The 16,943-nt window shown below is 40.5% G+C and carries 15 protein-coding genes; 14 read left to right on the top strand and 1 reads right to left on the bottom strand.

Translation table 11 applies throughout. The features are described 5' to 3' along the window. The first annotated feature begins 70 nt into the window (after positions 1–70). Positions 71–1,906: an APC family permease gene (locus FC36_RS01010; protein WP_025020442.1), complete on the top strand. Its 1,836-nt coding sequence runs from the start codon at positions 71–73 to the stop codon at positions 1,904–1,906. A 117-nt stretch (positions 1,907–2,023) separates the two neighbouring features. Then, positions 2,024–3,136 carry a glycosyltransferase family 4 protein gene (locus tag FC36_RS01015; protein ID WP_025020441.1) on the top strand — a complete coding sequence of 371 codons (1,113 nt, stop codon included), beginning with the start codon at positions 2,024–2,026 and terminating at the stop codon, positions 3,134–3,136. Positions 3,137–3,163: 27 nt separating this feature from the next. Here the strand turns inward: FC36_RS01015 and FC36_RS01020 are convergent, their stop codons facing one another. Then, complete coding sequence (locus tag FC36_RS01020) at positions 3,164–3,796, bottom strand: YigZ family protein (protein WP_025020440.1); 633 nt, start codon at positions 3,794–3,796, stop codon at positions 3,164–3,166. Between the two features lie 53 nt (positions 3,797–3,849). On the opposite strand from FC36_RS01020, the gene FC36_RS01025 reads away from it, so the two are divergent. The 12 genes from FC36_RS01025 (at position 3,850) to FC36_RS01080 (ending at position 16,922) form a co-directional block, all read left to right on the top strand. Further along, positions 3,850–5,154: an ATP-dependent helicase ComFA gene (locus FC36_RS01025; RefSeq protein ID WP_025020439.1), complete on the top strand. Its 1,305-nt coding sequence runs from the start codon at positions 3,850–3,852 to the stop codon at positions 5,152–5,154. Between the two features lie 139 nt (positions 5,155–5,293). Then, complete coding sequence (locus FC36_RS01030; protein WP_023859110.1) at positions 5,294–5,824, top strand: ComF family protein; 531 nt, start codon at positions 5,294–5,296, stop codon at positions 5,822–5,824. Positions 5,825–5,970: 146 nt separating this feature from the next. Then, positions 5,971–6,525, top strand: a complete 555-nt coding sequence (gene hpf, locus FC36_RS01035) for a ribosome hibernation-promoting factor, HPF/YfiA family (protein ID WP_023859111.1) — start codon at positions 5,971–5,973, stop codon at positions 6,523–6,525. A 182-nt stretch (positions 6,526–6,707) separates the two neighbouring features. Beyond that, positions 6,708–9,071 (top strand): preprotein translocase subunit SecA, encoded by a 2,364-nt coding sequence (secA, locus tag FC36_RS01040; RefSeq protein WP_023859112.1) that lies wholly within the window; start codon positions 6,708–6,710, stop codon positions 9,069–9,071. 55 nt (positions 9,072–9,126) lie between these two features. Further along, positions 9,127–10,234, top strand: a protein-coding gene (gene prfB, locus FC36_RS01045) for a peptide chain release factor 2 (RefSeq protein WP_225349901.1) whose coding sequence is annotated in 2 segments (ribosomal slippage) — positions 9,127–9,198 and positions 9,200–10,234 — 1,107 coding nt in all. Because the reading frame shifts where the segments join, the coding sequence is not laid out codon by codon here. A gap of 116 nt (positions 10,235–10,350) precedes the next feature. Next, positions 10,351–11,460 carry a PDZ domain-containing protein gene (locus FC36_RS01050; RefSeq protein ID WP_051527933.1) on the top strand — a complete coding sequence of 370 codons (1,110 nt, stop codon included), beginning with the start codon at positions 10,351–10,353 and terminating at the stop codon, positions 11,458–11,460. Positions 11,461–11,544: 84 nt separating this feature from the next. After that, positions 11,545–11,883 carry a PspC domain-containing protein gene (locus FC36_RS01055; RefSeq protein ID WP_023859115.1) on the top strand — a complete coding sequence of 113 codons (339 nt, stop codon included), beginning with the start codon at positions 11,545–11,547 and terminating at the stop codon, positions 11,881–11,883. 9 nt (positions 11,884–11,892) lie between these two features. Then, positions 11,893–12,243, top strand: coding sequence for a phage holin family protein (locus FC36_RS01060; protein WP_023859116.1), 351 nt, complete (start codon positions 11,893–11,895; stop codon positions 12,241–12,243). A gap of 12 nt (positions 12,244–12,255) precedes the next feature. Further along, positions 12,256–13,194 (top strand): HPr(Ser) kinase/phosphatase, encoded by a 939-nt coding sequence (gene hprK, locus FC36_RS01065; protein ID WP_023859117.1) that lies wholly within the window; start codon positions 12,256–12,258, stop codon positions 13,192–13,194. Between the two features lie 10 nt (positions 13,195–13,204). Continuing rightward, positions 13,205–14,026, top strand: a complete 822-nt coding sequence (gene lgt / locus FC36_RS01070) for a prolipoprotein diacylglyceryl transferase (protein ID WP_152524897.1) — start codon at positions 13,205–13,207, stop codon at positions 14,024–14,026. 63 nt (positions 14,027–14,089) lie between these two features. Next, the gene (gene trxB, locus FC36_RS01075; protein WP_023859119.1) at positions 14,090–15,016 is read left to right on the top strand and encodes a thioredoxin-disulfide reductase; all 927 of its coding nucleotides are present in this window, start codon (positions 14,090–14,092) and stop codon (positions 15,014–15,016) included. A 178-nt stretch (positions 15,017–15,194) separates the two neighbouring features. Beyond that, positions 15,195–16,922: a phospho-sugar mutase gene (locus FC36_RS01080; protein WP_056986663.1), complete on the top strand. Its 1,728-nt coding sequence runs from the start codon at positions 15,195–15,197 to the stop codon at positions 16,920–16,922. Positions 16,923–16,943: the final 21 nt, after the last annotated feature.

Raw genomic sequence — 16,943 nt, forward strand, 5'->3', positions numbered from 1 at the left:
AGCGCTTTGTCCTAAAATTGGTAAACATGGATGAAAACAAAATAAATTTCCATATAAAAAGGAGTCTATTATGTGGCGTTATATGAAACGGCTACTGATTGGTGCCCCGCTGAAGACAGCCGAAGAAGGGGGCCAAGCTCTAACCAAATTTAAAGCCTTAGCGCTTTTATCTTCAGATGCTTTATCTTCAGTCGCTTATGGGATTGAAGAAATTGTCGCAGTTTTGTTTGCTCTATCCGCAGCTGCGACATGGTACACCTTACCAGCCGTGGGAATTGTCTTAATTTTATTATTTGCAATTACCATGTCTTACCGGCAAATTATTCATGCCTATCCTTCCGGAGGTGGGGGCTATGTTGTCGCTACCCAAAATTGGGGGAAAACTGCGGGGCTAGTTGCAGGAGGATCGTTACTGGTTGATTATATGTTGACAGTGGCGGTTTCTGTGACTTCAGGGACACAAGCTATTACTTCGGCCATCCCTGCCCTGTATAAATACAGTGTACCAATTTCGATTATTATTATTTTATTTATTATGACCTTGAACTTACGGGGGTTACGGGAATCAGCTTCCTTCTTAACCGTACCAGTTTATTTTTTTGTCATCATGATATTAGCTCTAATCGGAGTTGGATTCTTTAATATTGCGACCGGTAATATTGAATATCATGCCCATGCTGCGGTTGGTTCTAGTGTCAAAGGAATGACGGTACTTTTATTCTTAAAGGCCTTTTCAGCCGGATCGTCATCTTTAACAGGGGTGGAAGCCATCTCCAATGCGGTGCCTAACTTCCGCTCTCCAAGAAGAAAAAATGCAGCGGCTACGCTAACAATTATGGCAATTATCTTAGGTTTCTTCTTGGCGTCCGTGACGGTGATGTTTTACTATGCAGGGATTGAACCTAGTGCTGAAAATACTATGTTATCCCAATTAGGAGAAGCAGTCTTTGGCAAAGGAATTTTCTATTACATGTTACAATTAGCGACCGCTATGATTTTAGCAGTAGCGGCAAATACCGGTTTTTCAGCCTTTCCGGTCTTAGCCTATAACATGGCTAAAGATAAGTTCATGCCACACTTATTTATGGAAAAAGGGGACCGGTTAGGCTACTCTAACGGGATTATTGCCTTAGCGATGGGGGCCATTGTCTTAATCTTAATTTTCAATGGCCAAACTAGTCTCCTAGTTCCGCTGTATGCGGTCGGGGTGTTTGTGCCCTTTACATTGTCACAATCAGGGATGATTATCCACTGGTTCAGAGAAAGAGGGAAAAATTGGGTTCTCAATGCCTGTTTCAACTTCTTAGGAGCAGCTATTTCCCTAGCCTTAGTGGTTTTCTTGTTTTGGTTACACTTCGACAACGTTTGGCCATATCTCATCATCATGGCGGTCTTGATGTTTGCATTCTATAAAATCAATGATCACTACATTAAGATTGCGGAACAATTGCGTTTAAACGCCCAAGTCAAGGCGGATTCACATCGCTATGATGGTTCGACTGTGATTGTGTTGGTTTCATCTGTAACTCACGTGACGACCGGGGCGATTGACTATGCGCGTTCTATTGGTGATTACGTTATCGCTATGCACGTATCTTTTGATACTAATCCGCAAAAGGAACACGAAACGGCTAAAGAGTTCAAAGAAGCCTTTCCAGATATTCGCTTCGTGGACTTACACTCCTCCTACCGTTCCGTTGTTCAACCTGTCTTGCGTTTTACAGATATTATTGCTAAAAATGCGGAAAAACGGAATGCGTCTGTAACGGTAGTTGTACCACAATTTATTCCGAAAAAATCATGGCAAAATATCTTGCATAACCAAACTGCGTTACAATTACGTCGAGCACTAAGTCCTCACGAAAATGTGATTATTTCGACTTATAACTATCATTTGAAAAAATAATGTGCTACTCTTCGCAAATTTTTGCGAAGAGTTTTTTTGAATTTTAAGGTTAAATTTTAAGAAATGTGGTAAGATGAAAGAGAATGTAATTATAAATATGAATAAGGATGGCTGTGTATGTATAGTATCTTTGGTGCCTTTTTAGTAACATTGGTCCTATCTGCTGTGCTAACCCCATTTATTAGAAGAATAGCTCTGAAAATCGGTGCCGTGGACAAGCCTAATGCCCGGCGAGTTAATAAGGTCGCCATGCCTACGATGGGTGGTTTGGCTATCTTTTTAGCTTTTAACTTAACAAACTTTTTCCTACTGAAAAGCCAATACCCGCAAAAACAAATGTGGCTACTTTTTTTAGCCGAACTTGTGGTGATTTTTACGGGAGTCGTCGATGATTTGATTGAATTAAAGCCAGCCCAAAAGATGCTGGGAATTTTCTTAGCCGCGCTTGTTGTTTATTTTGCCGCGGGGGTGCGGATGACGACGCTGACCCTTCCTTTCGTAGGGACGGTTAATCTAGGTTTACTTTCTTTTCCGGTGACGATTTTATGGATTTTGGCTATTACCAATGCTGTTAATTTGATTGATGGTTTAGATGGGTTAGCGACAGGAGTTTCAATTATCGCATTATTTACCAGTGCTTTAACTGGGTATTTTTTCCTTAATGTTACTAACGTATATATTTCAATCATGATTTTTAATTTAATTGCTGCCTTAGCAGGATTCTTACCTTATAACTTTAACCCCGCTAAAATTTATTTAGGTGATACTGGTTCCCTATTTATTGGGTTTATGATGGCTATTTTTTCCCTCTCCGGTTTAAAAAATGCTACCTTTATTACCTTGATAATTCCCGTTGTTATCATGGGGGTTCCGATTACGGATACAGTTTATGCCATCTTACGGCGGAAATTAAATAACCGACCTATTTCCCAAGCAGATAAACATCACCTGCATCATCGCTTGATTCAAATGGGATTGTCACACCGGCAAACAGTGTTAGTAATTTATGGTATTGCTTTAATCTTCTCGCTGATTGCTTTCTTGTATCCATTTTCCAGTTTACTTGGGTCGTTTTTATTAACTCTGGCAACTTTAGTAGGTTTGGAAATCTTTGTGGAATTAATTGGGTTGGTCGGTGATGATCGCCAACCACTTTTGAATTTGATTAAGCGCTTAGCTTTAGGATTCAAATCAGATAAAAATAAGAAAAATACGTCCAATAAAAAATAAGGCTGTTCCGTTTGGAACAGTCTTATTTTAGTTAACGGGAACTTCAACATAGTTTTCGTCACCAATTTCATAGTTGACTTTAGCATTGAAGATATCGATGATTTGAGCACAAAAGTTTTCGACTTGTGGCGAATCGATTCCAACGATAAAGTCGACTTCGACGCCGTAGTCTGTTTGCAGTAGGTTGATGTCATGTTCTTCCAGGTAATTTTGCATCTTACCTTGCAAAGGATAGGGGGTTTTTAAAGTAATAGCAGTTTGGACTGTCTTTTTTACTATCCCAATTTCTTTGATGGCATCGGCAGTAGTGCCACTATAAGCGCGAATTAAACCACCAGCGCCTAGTTTAATCCCCCCGAAGTAGCGGGTGACGACAGCGGTCACGTTATGAAGTTCGTTGTTTTTGAGGACTTCCAAAATCGGTACTCCAGCGGTTCCAGAAGGTTCACCATTATCACTAGCTCGTTGGATTTCGTCATGCATGCCTAGAGTATAGGCATAGCAGTTATGCGTGGCTTTGCGGTGCTCAGTATTAATTTTTTCAATAAAAGCTAAGGCCTCAGTTTCGTTTTCAGTTCGAGCTATGTGGCAAATGAATTCTGATTTCTTAATGATGGCGGTGTAACTGGCATTTTCTTTGATTGTTAAAAAAGATTCCATAAATTTAAGCTAATTCCTTTCTGTTTTGCGTATTTAATATATGAGGTGATTTTATGTTAAAGCAATTATGGGGCCGTCAAATACCAGTAGTAAATCCGGAAATTTATGGCAATCAAGTTATGCAACGCCCCGCTATTTATCGCCATAGGCAGCATTATTATTGTAATCGTTGTGGGCAACGGATTTCTAAGCAAGATTGCCTGCCCCAGCAAAACTATTATTGTCGTCATTGTCTAAGTTTAGGCCGTGTTTCGACGCTAGATACCCTTATTAGTATACCGGAGCCGAATCGATTTCCCAAATTAAATCATAATCCACTTTTATGGTCAGGGCAACTATCACCGCTCCAAAAACAATGTTCTCGGGAATTATTAACTGTTGTAAAAAATGGTGGTCATCATCTTCTTTGGGCTGTCACCGGGGCCGGAAAAACTGAAATGTTATTTGAAACGTTAGCCTATTCGCTTCAAAAACAAATGCGCATTGGCTTGGCTTCACCACGAGTAGATGTGTGTACAGAATTATACCCGCGTATAAAAGAAGCATTTACAGTTAAGCCTCTTTTATTACATGGAAAAAGTGAGATGAGTTATAGTTACTGTCAGCTAACTATTTGTACAACTCACCAGCTATTACGTTTTTATCAGGCTTTTGATCTCCTGATTATTGATGAGGTAGACTCCTTTCCTTTTGCTCAAGATGCAGGTTTAGCCTATGCAGCCCAAAATGCTTGTAAAGCTAAAGGGTCCTTGGTTTATTTGACCGCAACACCAGGTAAGGAGCTTCAAAAGCAAGTTGCTCGGCGAAATTTAAGTGTATCTTATTTACCCTTACGCTTTCATGGTTACCTTTTACCAGAAATTCAAGTAATCAAAACCAGACGTCGAGAACTCTTGCCTGCTAAAGCACTAGATTATTTGAAGAAGTGGTTTCAAGCTGGAACGCCATTCTTAATTTTTGTTCCGAAAATTGTTGATTTAGCGCCTGTCTTAAAAAAGGTTAAACAAACGTTGCCCAATTTGGCCGTAGCCAGTGTTCATGCAGCCGATGAACAACGCTTAGAAAAGGTTATAGCCTTAAGAAGCGGCAAACTGCAAGCTCTGGTGACGACAACCATTTTAGAACGGGGAGTAACCTTTAAAAATTTGGACTTGATGGTGTTAGCTGCAGAGCAGACCTTCTCAAGTGCGGCTCTGGTACAAATTGCGGGCCGGGTTGGGCGTAGTGCTCAAAAGCCAGGCGGTGAGGTGCTTTTCTTTTGCCAACGAAAAAATGCGGCTATCAGGGAAGCACAAAGGCAAATTAAGTTTATGAATCGAAAGGGGGCGCAGCTGGGTGGGAAAATGTATTCTGTGTGAAAAAAATTGTCCGGAACATTTTTCGTTGGCGTGGCTTTTATCCTGGCAAGCTCTTAAACAAGAACGTCTTTGTCGTAAATGTCATGAGAAATTTCTACCTTTATTAAATGAAACGATTTGTCCAGGATGTGGGCGCATAATGACTAAGGCAGAATTATGTCCAGATTGCCACACTTGGCAAAAAAGTCAAGGCGGTTTATTGAAAAATCGTGCCTTGTATACTTACCGTACTTCTGCGATGAAAGATTACATCGAGCGCTACAAATTTCAAGGGGATTATCATTTGCGTTTGGCTTTTAAGGATGAGTTTCAACACTATATTAAGCAACATTATCCGTTGAAAAAATGGGACCTCTGGGTTATTCCCGTTGATGAAGAAACCATGGCGACACGTGGTTTTAATCAGGTGGAAGGCTGGTTAGAAGGACTGAATTACCATTGTGACTTGCAGATGAAACAAAGGCAAGGACGGATTAAACAAGCGCGTAAAACCCGCCAGGAACGTCTTCGAAGTAAGCAACCATTTCTTTATCGAGGACCACGAGTAGAAAATCGAAATATTTTGTTGGTGGATGATATCTATACAACCGGAAGAACCTTATATTATGCCCGCCAAATCGCACTTTTGCAGGGAGCTAAACATGTGAGAAGTATAACTTTATGTCGTTGAAACTTTAAAAAATACAAAAAAGGATAAAAAAATTCGAATATAGATTGAAAAATAAAACGCTTTCTATTATAATAAAGATGTAGATAAGTTAGAGAAAAAACTCTAACTCCCCTAGAAATAAGCCAGGGGCGAAAGGAGAGATTACCATGTTAAAATTTAACGTTCGTGGTGAAAACATTGAAGTTACTGAAGCAATCCGTGACTACGTAGAAAAGAGACTTTCTAAATTAGAAAAATTCTTTAATTACGCCGGTGATTCGATTGCTCACGTAAACTTGAAGGTGTACTCCGACAAGAAGTACAAAGTAGAAGTAACAATTCCATTGCCATACCTGGTATTACGGGCGGAAGAAACTTCTCCTGACATGTACGGTAGTATCGACTTGGTAACTGACAAGTTGGAACGTCAAATTCGCAAGTACAAGACAAAGATTAACCGTAAGTCACGCGAAAAAGGTGTGAAGGAATTCCAAATGCCGGAAATCCCTGAAAAGCCAGCTGAAGACGAAAAGAAGTTTGAAGTTGTGCGGACGAAACGCGTATCTTTGAAACCAATGGACAGCGAAGAAGCGATTTTACAAATGGACATGTTAGGTCATGACTTCTTCATCTACGAAGATGCTGAAACTGAAGGCATCAATATTGTTTATCGTCGTCAAGATGGCCGCTATGGCTTGATTGAAGCAGGCGATGAAGATTAAAATCTGAATAATGCGAAGGCACCATCTTCTACGGAAGGAGGTGCCTTTTTAGGCGCCGGAGTCTTTTCTTTAGGTGAGAATAATGTTAGAATATTTAATGGTATACTGAAAAAGCTATACGATTATAGATGAAATTACTAAGATGAAAAAAGTATCATAAATAAAGAAAGGAAAATTGCTCTATGGCTAACCTTTTAAAAACCTGGGTTGAAAGTGATAAGCGTGAATTAAAGCGCTTAGGTAAAATTGCTGATAAAGTTGAATCGTATGCAGCAGAATATGAAAAATTGAGTGACGCAGAATTACAGGCTAAAACGCCTGAATTCAAGCAACGCTACCAAAACGGAGAAACGTTAGACCAGTTGCTACCAGAAGCCTTTGCAGTTGCACGTGAAGGGGCAAAGCGGGTCTTAGGTCTTTATCCTTACCGGGTACAAATTATCGGGGGGATTGTGCTTCATGGTGGTAATATCGCGGAAATGCGAACTGGAGAAGGGAAGACTTTGACAGCCACAATGCCTGTTTATCTTAATGCCTTATCCGGTGATGGGGTTCACGTTGTGACGGTTAACGAATACCTCTCCGGGCGGGATGCCGCCGAAATGGGTGAATTATATAACTGGCTTGGTCTCTCTGTTGGTTTGAACATTTCCGAAAAGTCACCGGAAGAAAAGCGGGAAGCTTACAATGCAGATATTACTTATTCTACTAACAGTGAACTAGGTTTTGACTACTTACGTGATAACATGGTAGTTTACCGTGAAGATATGGTCCAACGGCCTTTGAACTTTGTGATTGTCGATGAGGTGGACTCTATCTTGATTGATGAAGCGCGAACACCGTTGATTATTTCCGGGCAGGCTACTGGGACAACGACACTTTACACGCGGACTGATCGCTTTGCTAAGACTTTAACTGCTGAAGATGATTTCAAAATTGACTTGGAATCCAAGACTGTGGCTTTAACGGAAGATGGGATTCAAAAAGCTGAAAAATACTTTGGCTTAGAAAATCTTTACGATCCAGATAACACAGCGTTAAACCACCACTTGGATAATGCCTTGCGAGCTAACTTTATTATGTTACGCGACAAGGACTACGTGGTTCGGGAAGGCGAAGTTATGATCGTTGACCAATTTACTGGACGGATTATGGATGGACGGCGTTTCTCAGATGGTTTACACCAAGCCATTGAAGCTAAGGAACAAGTCGAAATTCAAGAAGAAACTAAGACGATGGCCAATATTACTTACCAAAACTTCTTCAGAATGTACAAGAAGTTGTCGGGAATGACGGGAACTGGTAAGACGGAAAAAGAAGAATTCCGTGAAATTTATAACATGGAAGTTGTTACGATTCCAACAAATAAGCCAATTGCCAGAGATGATAAACCTGATTTGCTTTACCCAACCTTGAAGAGTAAATTTGCTGCTGTAGTTGAAGAAATTAAAATTCGCCATGAAGCAGGTCAACCAGTTTTGGTCGGTACGGTGGCCGTGGAAACTTCTGAATACTTGAGTCATTTATTGGATCAAGAAAATATTCCGCATGCGGTCTTGAACGCCAAGAATCACGCTAAGGAAGCAGAAATCGTTATGAATGCTGGTCAACGCGGGGCAGTAACAATTGCCACTAACATGGCCGGACGGGGGACTGACATCAAGTTGGGACCTGGGGTACGTGAAATTGGTGGTTTGGCCGTGATTGGGACGGAACGTCACGAATCGCGTCGGATTGATAACCAGTTACGGGGACGTTCTGGTCGGCAAGGTGACCCTGGGGTTTCTCAATTCTATCTTTCTTTGGAAGATGATCTGATGTTGCGTTTCGGTTCTGAAAGAATCAAGGCTTTCTTAGAAAGAATGAAAGTCGCTGATGATGATGCCGTCATTCAATCTCGGATGATTACTAAGCAAGTAGAATCGGCCCAAAAGCGGGTTGAAGGTAATAACTACGATACTCGTAAGCAAGTCTTACAATATGACGATGTAATGCGGGCACAACGGGAAGTCATCTATGCACAACGTCAACAAGTTATTATGGAAGATAAATCCCTAGAATGGGTTATCATGCCTATGATTCAACGGACGGTGGAACACCAAGTAGAAATGCACACCCAAGGGGATAAGAGTGAATGGAACTTGCAAGCTATTGTTGACTTTGCTGGTTCAGCGATGGTTCATGAGGATTCAATTTCCGTTAGTGACTTTGCTGGTAAGAAACCAGCTGAAATGGTTGATTACCTAATGCAAAGAGCGAAGGAAAACTACGAAGCTAAGCGCAAGCAGCTCTTTGAACAAGCCCAGATGCTTGAGTTCGAAAAGGTAGTAATTTTACGGGTGGTTGATGCGCGGTGGACAGACCATATTGATGAAATGGATCAGTTACGTCAAGCCATCGGTTTGCGTGGTTACGGGCAATTAAATCCGTTGGTGGAGTATCAATCTGATGGTTTCACCATGTTTGAACAAATGATTGGTGATATTGAATATGACGTTACCCGTCTCTTCTTGAAGGCGGAGATTCGTCAAGATATCAAGCGCTAAAAACACGATAGCCTTTGCTTGCGGGCAAAGGCTATTTTCTAAATGAGGTCATAAAATGGAATACAGTGATTACAAACGTGAGGTCGCACGGATGAACGACCAAATCCTTGACTTTAGGGGGTCTCTTTGACTTAGATGAGCTTGAACAGAGCATTGCAGTTAATGAAGGTAAAATGCTAGAGCCTACTTTTTGGGATAACCAAGAAGAAGCACAAAAGATTATTAATGAAAATAATCAATTAAAAGCGCAATTCGATACTTTTCATGAATTGGAAGACGCGGTCGAAGAATTAGATGTCTTATTGGAAATGCTTAAAGAAGAGCCTGAAGAACCAAGTCTTTTAGCAGAATTAGCACAAGCTTTTCCTGAAGTTGAAGAGAAATTAGAAAAATACCATCTACAAATGTTATTAAGTGGTCCTTATGATAAGAATAATGCTATTTTAGAAATTCACCCTGGAGCTGGGGGGACAGAATCACAAGATTGGGGTTCAATGCTTTTGCGGATGTACACTCGTTGGGCCGATCAACATGATTTTAAAGTTGAAGTTCTTGATTACCAAGACGGTGATGAAGCAGGAATTAAAAGTGTCACTCTAATGATTTCAGGTCTCAATGCTTTTGGTTATCTTCAAAGTGAAAGAGGCGTTCACCGTTTAGTACGGATTTCCCCATTTGATTCAGCTGGTCGGCGTCATACGTCATTTGCTTCGGTTAATGTGATGCCTGAGTTGGATGATTCGGTGGAAGTCGAATTACGTCCTGAAGATATTAAGATGGAAGTTTTCCGGGCCAGTGGTGCTGGGGGACAACACATCAACAAAACGTCTTCAGCAGTACGTTTGATTCACATTCCTACTGGGATTGTGGTATCTAGTCAAGCTCAGCGTTCCCAATTTCAAAACCGAGCCACGGCTGAAAGCATGTTGAAAGCAAAGTTATATCAGATGGAAATGGAAGCCAAAGAAAAGGAAAAAGCGCAAATCCAAGGAGAACAAATGGATATTGGTTGGGGTTCGCAAATTCGTTCTTATGTTTTCCACCCTTACACTATGGTTAAAGACCACCGGACCAATTACGAAACCGGTAATGGTCAAGCCGTGATGGATGGCGATTTAGATCCTTTCATCAACAGCTACTTACAATGGAAAATTAATGGCTAAAATAGATTAAGAAAATCCCATTTTTTGTGGGATTTTTTTGTTTTTTCGGTTTAATAATTGCTATAATGGGGATGTTAAGGATTACAAAAAAGAGAAAATGAGGGATTTATGTGATAATGGTATTAAAAGCTTTGCTGACTTACCTAGTTCAGCCGGCCTTGTGGGTGGCAATCGCAACTGTGATTTATCTATACTTTCGCCGGCTTAAACTGGAACGCAAACAGTTTCGTATTGCGATTGAAAAAGATTTTTATGAAGGACGGACCTTTTTAAAAACCGGCTTACTTCTAGGGGGAATCGGCACGTTATTAACCTTTATTTTAGGCCTGACCTTGACGACAAAAATGGTCTATGCCTATGAAGCAGTGACTATTGTGAGTCTTTTATTAGGTAGTGGGGCTTTTAGTTTCTATGCCATTTTACTGACTGGTGGAGTGGCTTTGTACCTTAACCCAGGCCAGTCCGGAAGTATAATGGCCAGTGCCTTTTTAGTCCTAGCTATTTTATATCTTTTGGGAAGACTATTTTTAGCTTCGAGTAAGCAAGTAGCACACTTCTTTCCTTTGGTTAAAAATGGTCAGCGTGGTCGTCGCGTGGCTACTTACCGCTGGCGAGAAATGGCGGTGGCACCAATCTTGGTCTTGATACCAGGAAATGAAATTCAGGGGATTTTTGCGTGGTGGCCGGTGATTAATCTAGGCCAAAGTAGTTACAGTTTGTTTTTCTTACCACTCTTGGTTACAGCGGGGATGCAAATCTTAAAACAAGATAGCAAGGAAGCGTTAATCTTTTATCAAAAACAAACAGAAGTATTGTTACTCTTGACGGTTGTTGTAGCGATTATGGCTTTGATTTGGCCGGTCAGTGCCCCCTATGGTTTAGGCTTTATGGGCTTAGTAAGTATTATTAGTTGGCTACTTGAACGGCGTAAAGATCATCAAGCTAATAATTGGTATGTCGAGACGACTGAAGGAGTGCGAGTCTTAGCTGTACGTAAGGATACCCCGGCGGCCAAGATGGGTCTGCAGGCAGGGGATATTATTTTAGAGTGTAACAAAGTGCCAGTTTCTAATGAAAAGAATTTATATGCGGCTTTACAGGAAAATTCAGCTTATTGTCGCTTGCGGGTAAAGACATATGCAGGTGATTTAAGAGCAGTGGGGAGTGCCATTTATGCTGACTCACCACATGAAATTGGTTTGGTGCTTTTTCAAGATGAATTTTAATGAAAAATTTCTAAAGATGAGCAAGTTATTAGGTAGAATAGCTGTTTTCTCGGTAAACTCAAGGTAATACGAAGGAGTGATAGGATGACTAAAAAATTATATCGTTCTCGGAAACGTTTGTTAGCAGGAGTTTTAGGTGGAATTGCCGATTATTTTAAGTGGCCAGCAAAATATGTCCGGTTGGCTTTCGTAATAATTTGCCTTGGTGCAAGTTTTTTTCCTGGAGGAATCTTACTACCAGTTGGCTTATATGCTCTTTTGGCTTGGTTAGTGCCACTAAATCCCCATCAAGATAATATTTCATGGGTAGATATTATCGAAAGTTTGTATTCTTTTCAAAAAGATAAACCTAAAAATGAAAAAACAAGTACTAAGCAGCAGAAACGTACAATTATTACCGATGCCCGTGAAAGAGATTTATAAGAGGTTAAGATGAGTTTTATTCAAAGAACATTAATTAATGCCGTAATTTTTATTGCAGTAAATGGCTTATTTCCTAATTTATTCCATGTGGAGAATCTGTGGTATGCTTTTATAGCAGCACTTGTTATGGGAGTGTTGAATGCAATTGTCAAGCCAATTTTAGTGATAATTGCTTTACCAATCACTTTCATGACTTTAGGGATTTTCTATTTAGTGATTAATGGATTCATCCTACAATTAACAGCTACCATTGTAGGAAATGGTTTTGCTTTCCAAAATTTTGGCGCAGCCTTTATTGTGGCTTTAATTGTGAGTGGGGTTAATCTAATTATCACAGATTATATGACTAATCGAGGTTAAGGAGTGTTTTTTATGGCAAATTTTGTGACAGTTGAACAACTGGCAAAAGAAAATGATTTAATGATTTATTCAGGGGCCAAATATCTCAAGGAAAGAAAAATTACAACTAGTGATATTTCTCGACCGGGTTTAGAATTATCTGGCTATTTCGACTACTATCCGCAAGAACGGATTCAACTGTTGGGAATGACAGAAATTTCTTATGCCCACAAGATGCCAGCAGAAGAGAGAAAAAAAGTGATGGAAAGACTTTGCGGTCCAGAAACACCATGCTTTTTGATTTCACGTTATCTTTCGGTACCTGAAGAAATGGAAGAGGCAGCACGTAAATACAATATCCCGATTTTACGTTCGAAGTTACCTACCACGCGTTTGTCAGCCAAATTGACGGATTTCTTAGAAGCTTGTTTGGCAGAAAGAAAATCCTTGCATGGGGTTTTGGTTGATATTTACGGCTTAGGAGTTCTAATTACCGGTGAATCTGGAGTTGGTAAATCAGAAACTGCCTTGGACTTAATTAAACGAGGCCACCGTTTAATTGCCGATGATCGGGTAGAAGTTTATCAAAAAGATGAACAAACCATTGTTGGTTCAGCACCACAAATCCTCAGTCATCTTCTCGAAATTCGTGGGGTGGGGATTATTGATATTATGAATCTCTTTGGAGCCGGCGCTGTGCGTCAATCAGCTGGGATTGATGTCATCGTTCATTTAGAAAATTGGAGCAAGGACAAGCAATTTGACCGTCTTGGAAGCGGGGAAGAATATGTCCAAATCTTTGATGTTAACTTGCCAAAGATTACCATTCCTGTTAAAGTTGGGCGGAACATGGCCATTATTATTGAAGCAGCGGCCATGAACTATCGGGCTAAGACTATGGGGTATGATGCTACCCAAGCCTTTGAAAGAAACTTAAACCAATTAATTCAAGAAAATTCGGCTAACAATTAGAGGTGATGGTGTGATTAAAAATATAGCCACCTTAAACCCCATTTTTGTAAGTTTTGGTCCCTTTACCGTACGTTGGTATGGTTTGATTATTGCTTGTGCAGTGGTGATAGCGGTCATTTTATCGGTACGTGAAGGTAAGAGACGTGGTTTGGCAGAAGATGATTTTTACGACTTCTTACTCTGGGCTTTACCTAGTGCGATTATTGCAGCCCGTCTTTATTATGTGATTTTCCAGTGGTCTTATTATGCGAGTCATCCTGGTGAGATTATTCGTATCTGGGATGGAGGCATTGCTATCTATGGTGGATTATTAGGGGCCTTATTAGTTCTTGTAATCTTTACTAAGCGTAAGCAAATCTCCCCCTGGTTATTCCTAGATGTCATTGCACCAACGGTAATCTTAGCGCAAGGGATTGGTCGCTGGGGAAACTTCATGAATCAAGAAGCGCACGGGCGTGCAACGACTTTGACCTTTTTACAAGGCTTGCACTTACCATCCTTTATTATTAATCAAATGCGGATTGATGGTGTTTATTACCAGCCAACTTTCCTTTACGAATCTGTGTGGGATGTGCTAGGATTTTTATTGTTGTTTAGTCTGCGACATAAGTTACCTTTTAAACAAGGGGAAATTTTCCTAAGTTATGTAATATGGTATGGTTGTGGTCGTTTCGTGATTGAAGGGATGCGAACGGATAGTCTTATGCTAGGACCTTTACGTGTCTCACAGTGGTTATCGGTAATTTTCATTATTATTGCTCTAGGCATTTGGGCATACCGTCGCTACTATAATCCCTTAAATCCTGCCTATCTAGCAGCTAAAAACAAATAAGTTGCTTACTAACAAAAAGTAAGTTATAATAAAGAAAATTAAAATGAGAGAAGGAATGGAGTAATGGCAAAGCAATATGATGTAATTGTGATTGGAGCAGGTCCCGGGGGGATGACGGCTGCATTGTATGCGTCCCGTGCTAATTTGAAGGTCTTGATGTTGGATCGTGGGATTTACGGGGGTCAAATGAATAATACGGCTGAAGTTGAAAATTACCCAGGATTTGAATCTATTATGGGACCAGACTTAGCTGAAAAAATGTATACTTCTTCAACGCGTTTTGGAGCTGAATATGCCTACGGTAGTGTTGAATCTGTGACAGTTGACGGCCCAAATAAAATTGTTAAGACTGATAGTGAAGAATTTTCTGCCCCTGTTGTAATCATTGCGACAGGTTCTGAACACCGTAAACTAGGTGTGCCTGGTGAAGAAGAATACGGTGGTCGCGGGGTATCTTACTGTGCAGTCTGCGATGGGGCCTTTTTTAAAAATAAGCAATTAGTCGTAATTGGTGGGGGAGACTCCGCGATTGAAGAAGGAACTTATTTAACACAACATGCAAGTAATGTTAATGTCATCCACCGTCGTGATCAATTGCGGGCACAAAAGGTCATTCAAGACCGGGCTTTTGCCAACGACAAGATGTCTTTCACTTGGGATAGTGTTGTCACGGAAATCTTAGGTGATGGTCAAAAAGTGACAGGTGTTAAGGTAAAAAACGTCAAGACTGAAGAAGAACGTGAAGTTGCCACAGATGGAGTTTTTATCTACGTGGGAATCATTCCAATGACCGCTCCATTTAAGGACTTGGGCATTACTGATGAACAAGGTTGGATTGAAACTAACGATAAGATGGAAACTAAGATTCCTGGAGTTTACGCCTTAGGTGATGTACGTAAGAAAGACTTACGGCAAATTACAACGGCTGTTGGTGACGGTGGAATTGCCGGTCAACAAGCCTTTAACTACATTGAAAGTTTGAATGATTAAAAATCAGTATGAAACGACTTCTTTTGGGAGTCGTTTTTTATTCGAATAAAATCAAAGTTTTTAGCTGTAAGCGATTTTAAATTTTGACAGTCATTAGTTAGGAGATGTGATATAATAAAATTTGAGATAGATTTTGTAAGAAAAAAGTGTGTAAGACACATTACAAGGAGAGATTGCTATGAGTTGGAAAGAAAATTATCAAGTATGGCAAGACAACAAAGATTTGGATGCAGAATTACGTACAGAACTAGATGCTTTGGCTGGTAACGACCAAGCTCTAGAAGATGCGTTTTATGCCCCCCTTGAATTTGGAACCGCGGGGATGCGAGGGGTGTTAGGAGTTGGTTTAAACCGGATGAACATCTATACTGTCCGGCAAGCAACTGCTGGTTTAGCTTCCTTCATGCACACCTTAGACAAAGAAGTGCGTGACCGTGGGGTAGCCATTAGTTACGATTCTCGTCACCACTCTCAAGACTTTGCATTTGAAGCAGCTCGCGTCTTAGGAGCAGCAGGGATTCCTACATATGTTTTTGAAAGTTTACGTCCAACCCCTGAATTATCATTTGCCGTTCGCCACCTACACACTTATGCTGGGATTATGATTACTGCTAGTCACAACCCTAAGCAATACAATGGTTACAAGATTTACGGTGAAGACGGGGCCCAAATGCCACCCAAAGAATCTGATTTGATTACCAAATACATTCGTCAAATCGAAGATGTTTTTGCCATTGAAGTAGCTGATAAAGATGCCTTAATTGCTGATGGAACTTTAAAAGTTATTGGTGGCGAAGTTGACCAAGCTTACTTGGATGAATTAAAGGCGGTGACAATCAATCGTGAATTGGTGGATGAAGAAGGTAAAACTATGAAGTTAGTCTTTACCCCATTACACGGGGCTGGGGCAATGTTAGGTGAAAAAGCCTTACGTCAAGCCGGTTTTGAAGACTTTACTTTGGTACCTGAACAAGCTCAACCAGACCCAGACTTCTCCACGGTTAAATTACCTAATCCTGAAGATCCTGATGCTTTTGATTTGGCTATTAAGTTAGGTAAAAAAGAAGGGGCCGACCTCTTAGTCGGGGTAGACCCTGATGCTGACCGTTTAGGAGCGGCTGTTCGTCAACCAGATGGTGAATACAAACTCTTAACGGGTAACCAAATTGCCGCCATCATGTTAAACTACATTTTAACGGCTCACAAGCAAGCTGGCTCTTTACCAGCAAACGCTGCTGCTGTAAAATCTATTGTTTCTAGTGAATTCGCAACGAAGGTGGCTGAAAGTTACGGCGTTGAAATGATTAATGTTTTAACTGGTTTTAAGTTTATTGCCGAACAAATCAAGCACTTTGAAGATACCAACGCCCACACCTTTATGATGGGATTTGAAGAAAGTTATGGTTACTTGGTACGTCCATTTGTACGTGATAAGGACTCCATCCAATCTTTGGTTATGTTAGCTGAAGTCGCAGCTTTCTACAAGAAACAAGGTAAGAACCTTTACGATGGTTTACAAGAACTCTTCCAAAAATATGGTTACTTCTCTGAAAAGACTATTTCGCACACATTTGATGGGATTTCAGGCGCTGACCAAATTAAAGCCTTGATGACGAAATTTAGAAATGAAGCCCCAGATAGCTTTGGTGGGCAAAAAGTCGCAGTTTTAGAAGACTTTGAATTAAGTACGAAAACTTTCGCTGATGGTCACAGCGAAGAAATGACCTTGCCAAAATCAAATGTGTTGAAGTACATCTTAGAAGATGGCTCTTGGATTGCGGTACGTCCTTCTGGGACTGAACCAAAGATTAAATTCTACATTGGGACGCAAGCTGATAGTCAAGAAGCTTCCTTGGCTAAGCGTGATAACTTTGAAGCCGACATCAATGCTTTTGTAAATGCTTAATTAAAGATTGAAAACAGTTAC

It is taken from the genome of Ligilactobacillus equi DSM 15833 = JCM 10991, from assembly GCF_001435735.1.
Lineage (GTDB): Bacteria > Bacillota > Bacilli > Lactobacillales > Lactobacillaceae > Ligilactobacillus > Ligilactobacillus equi.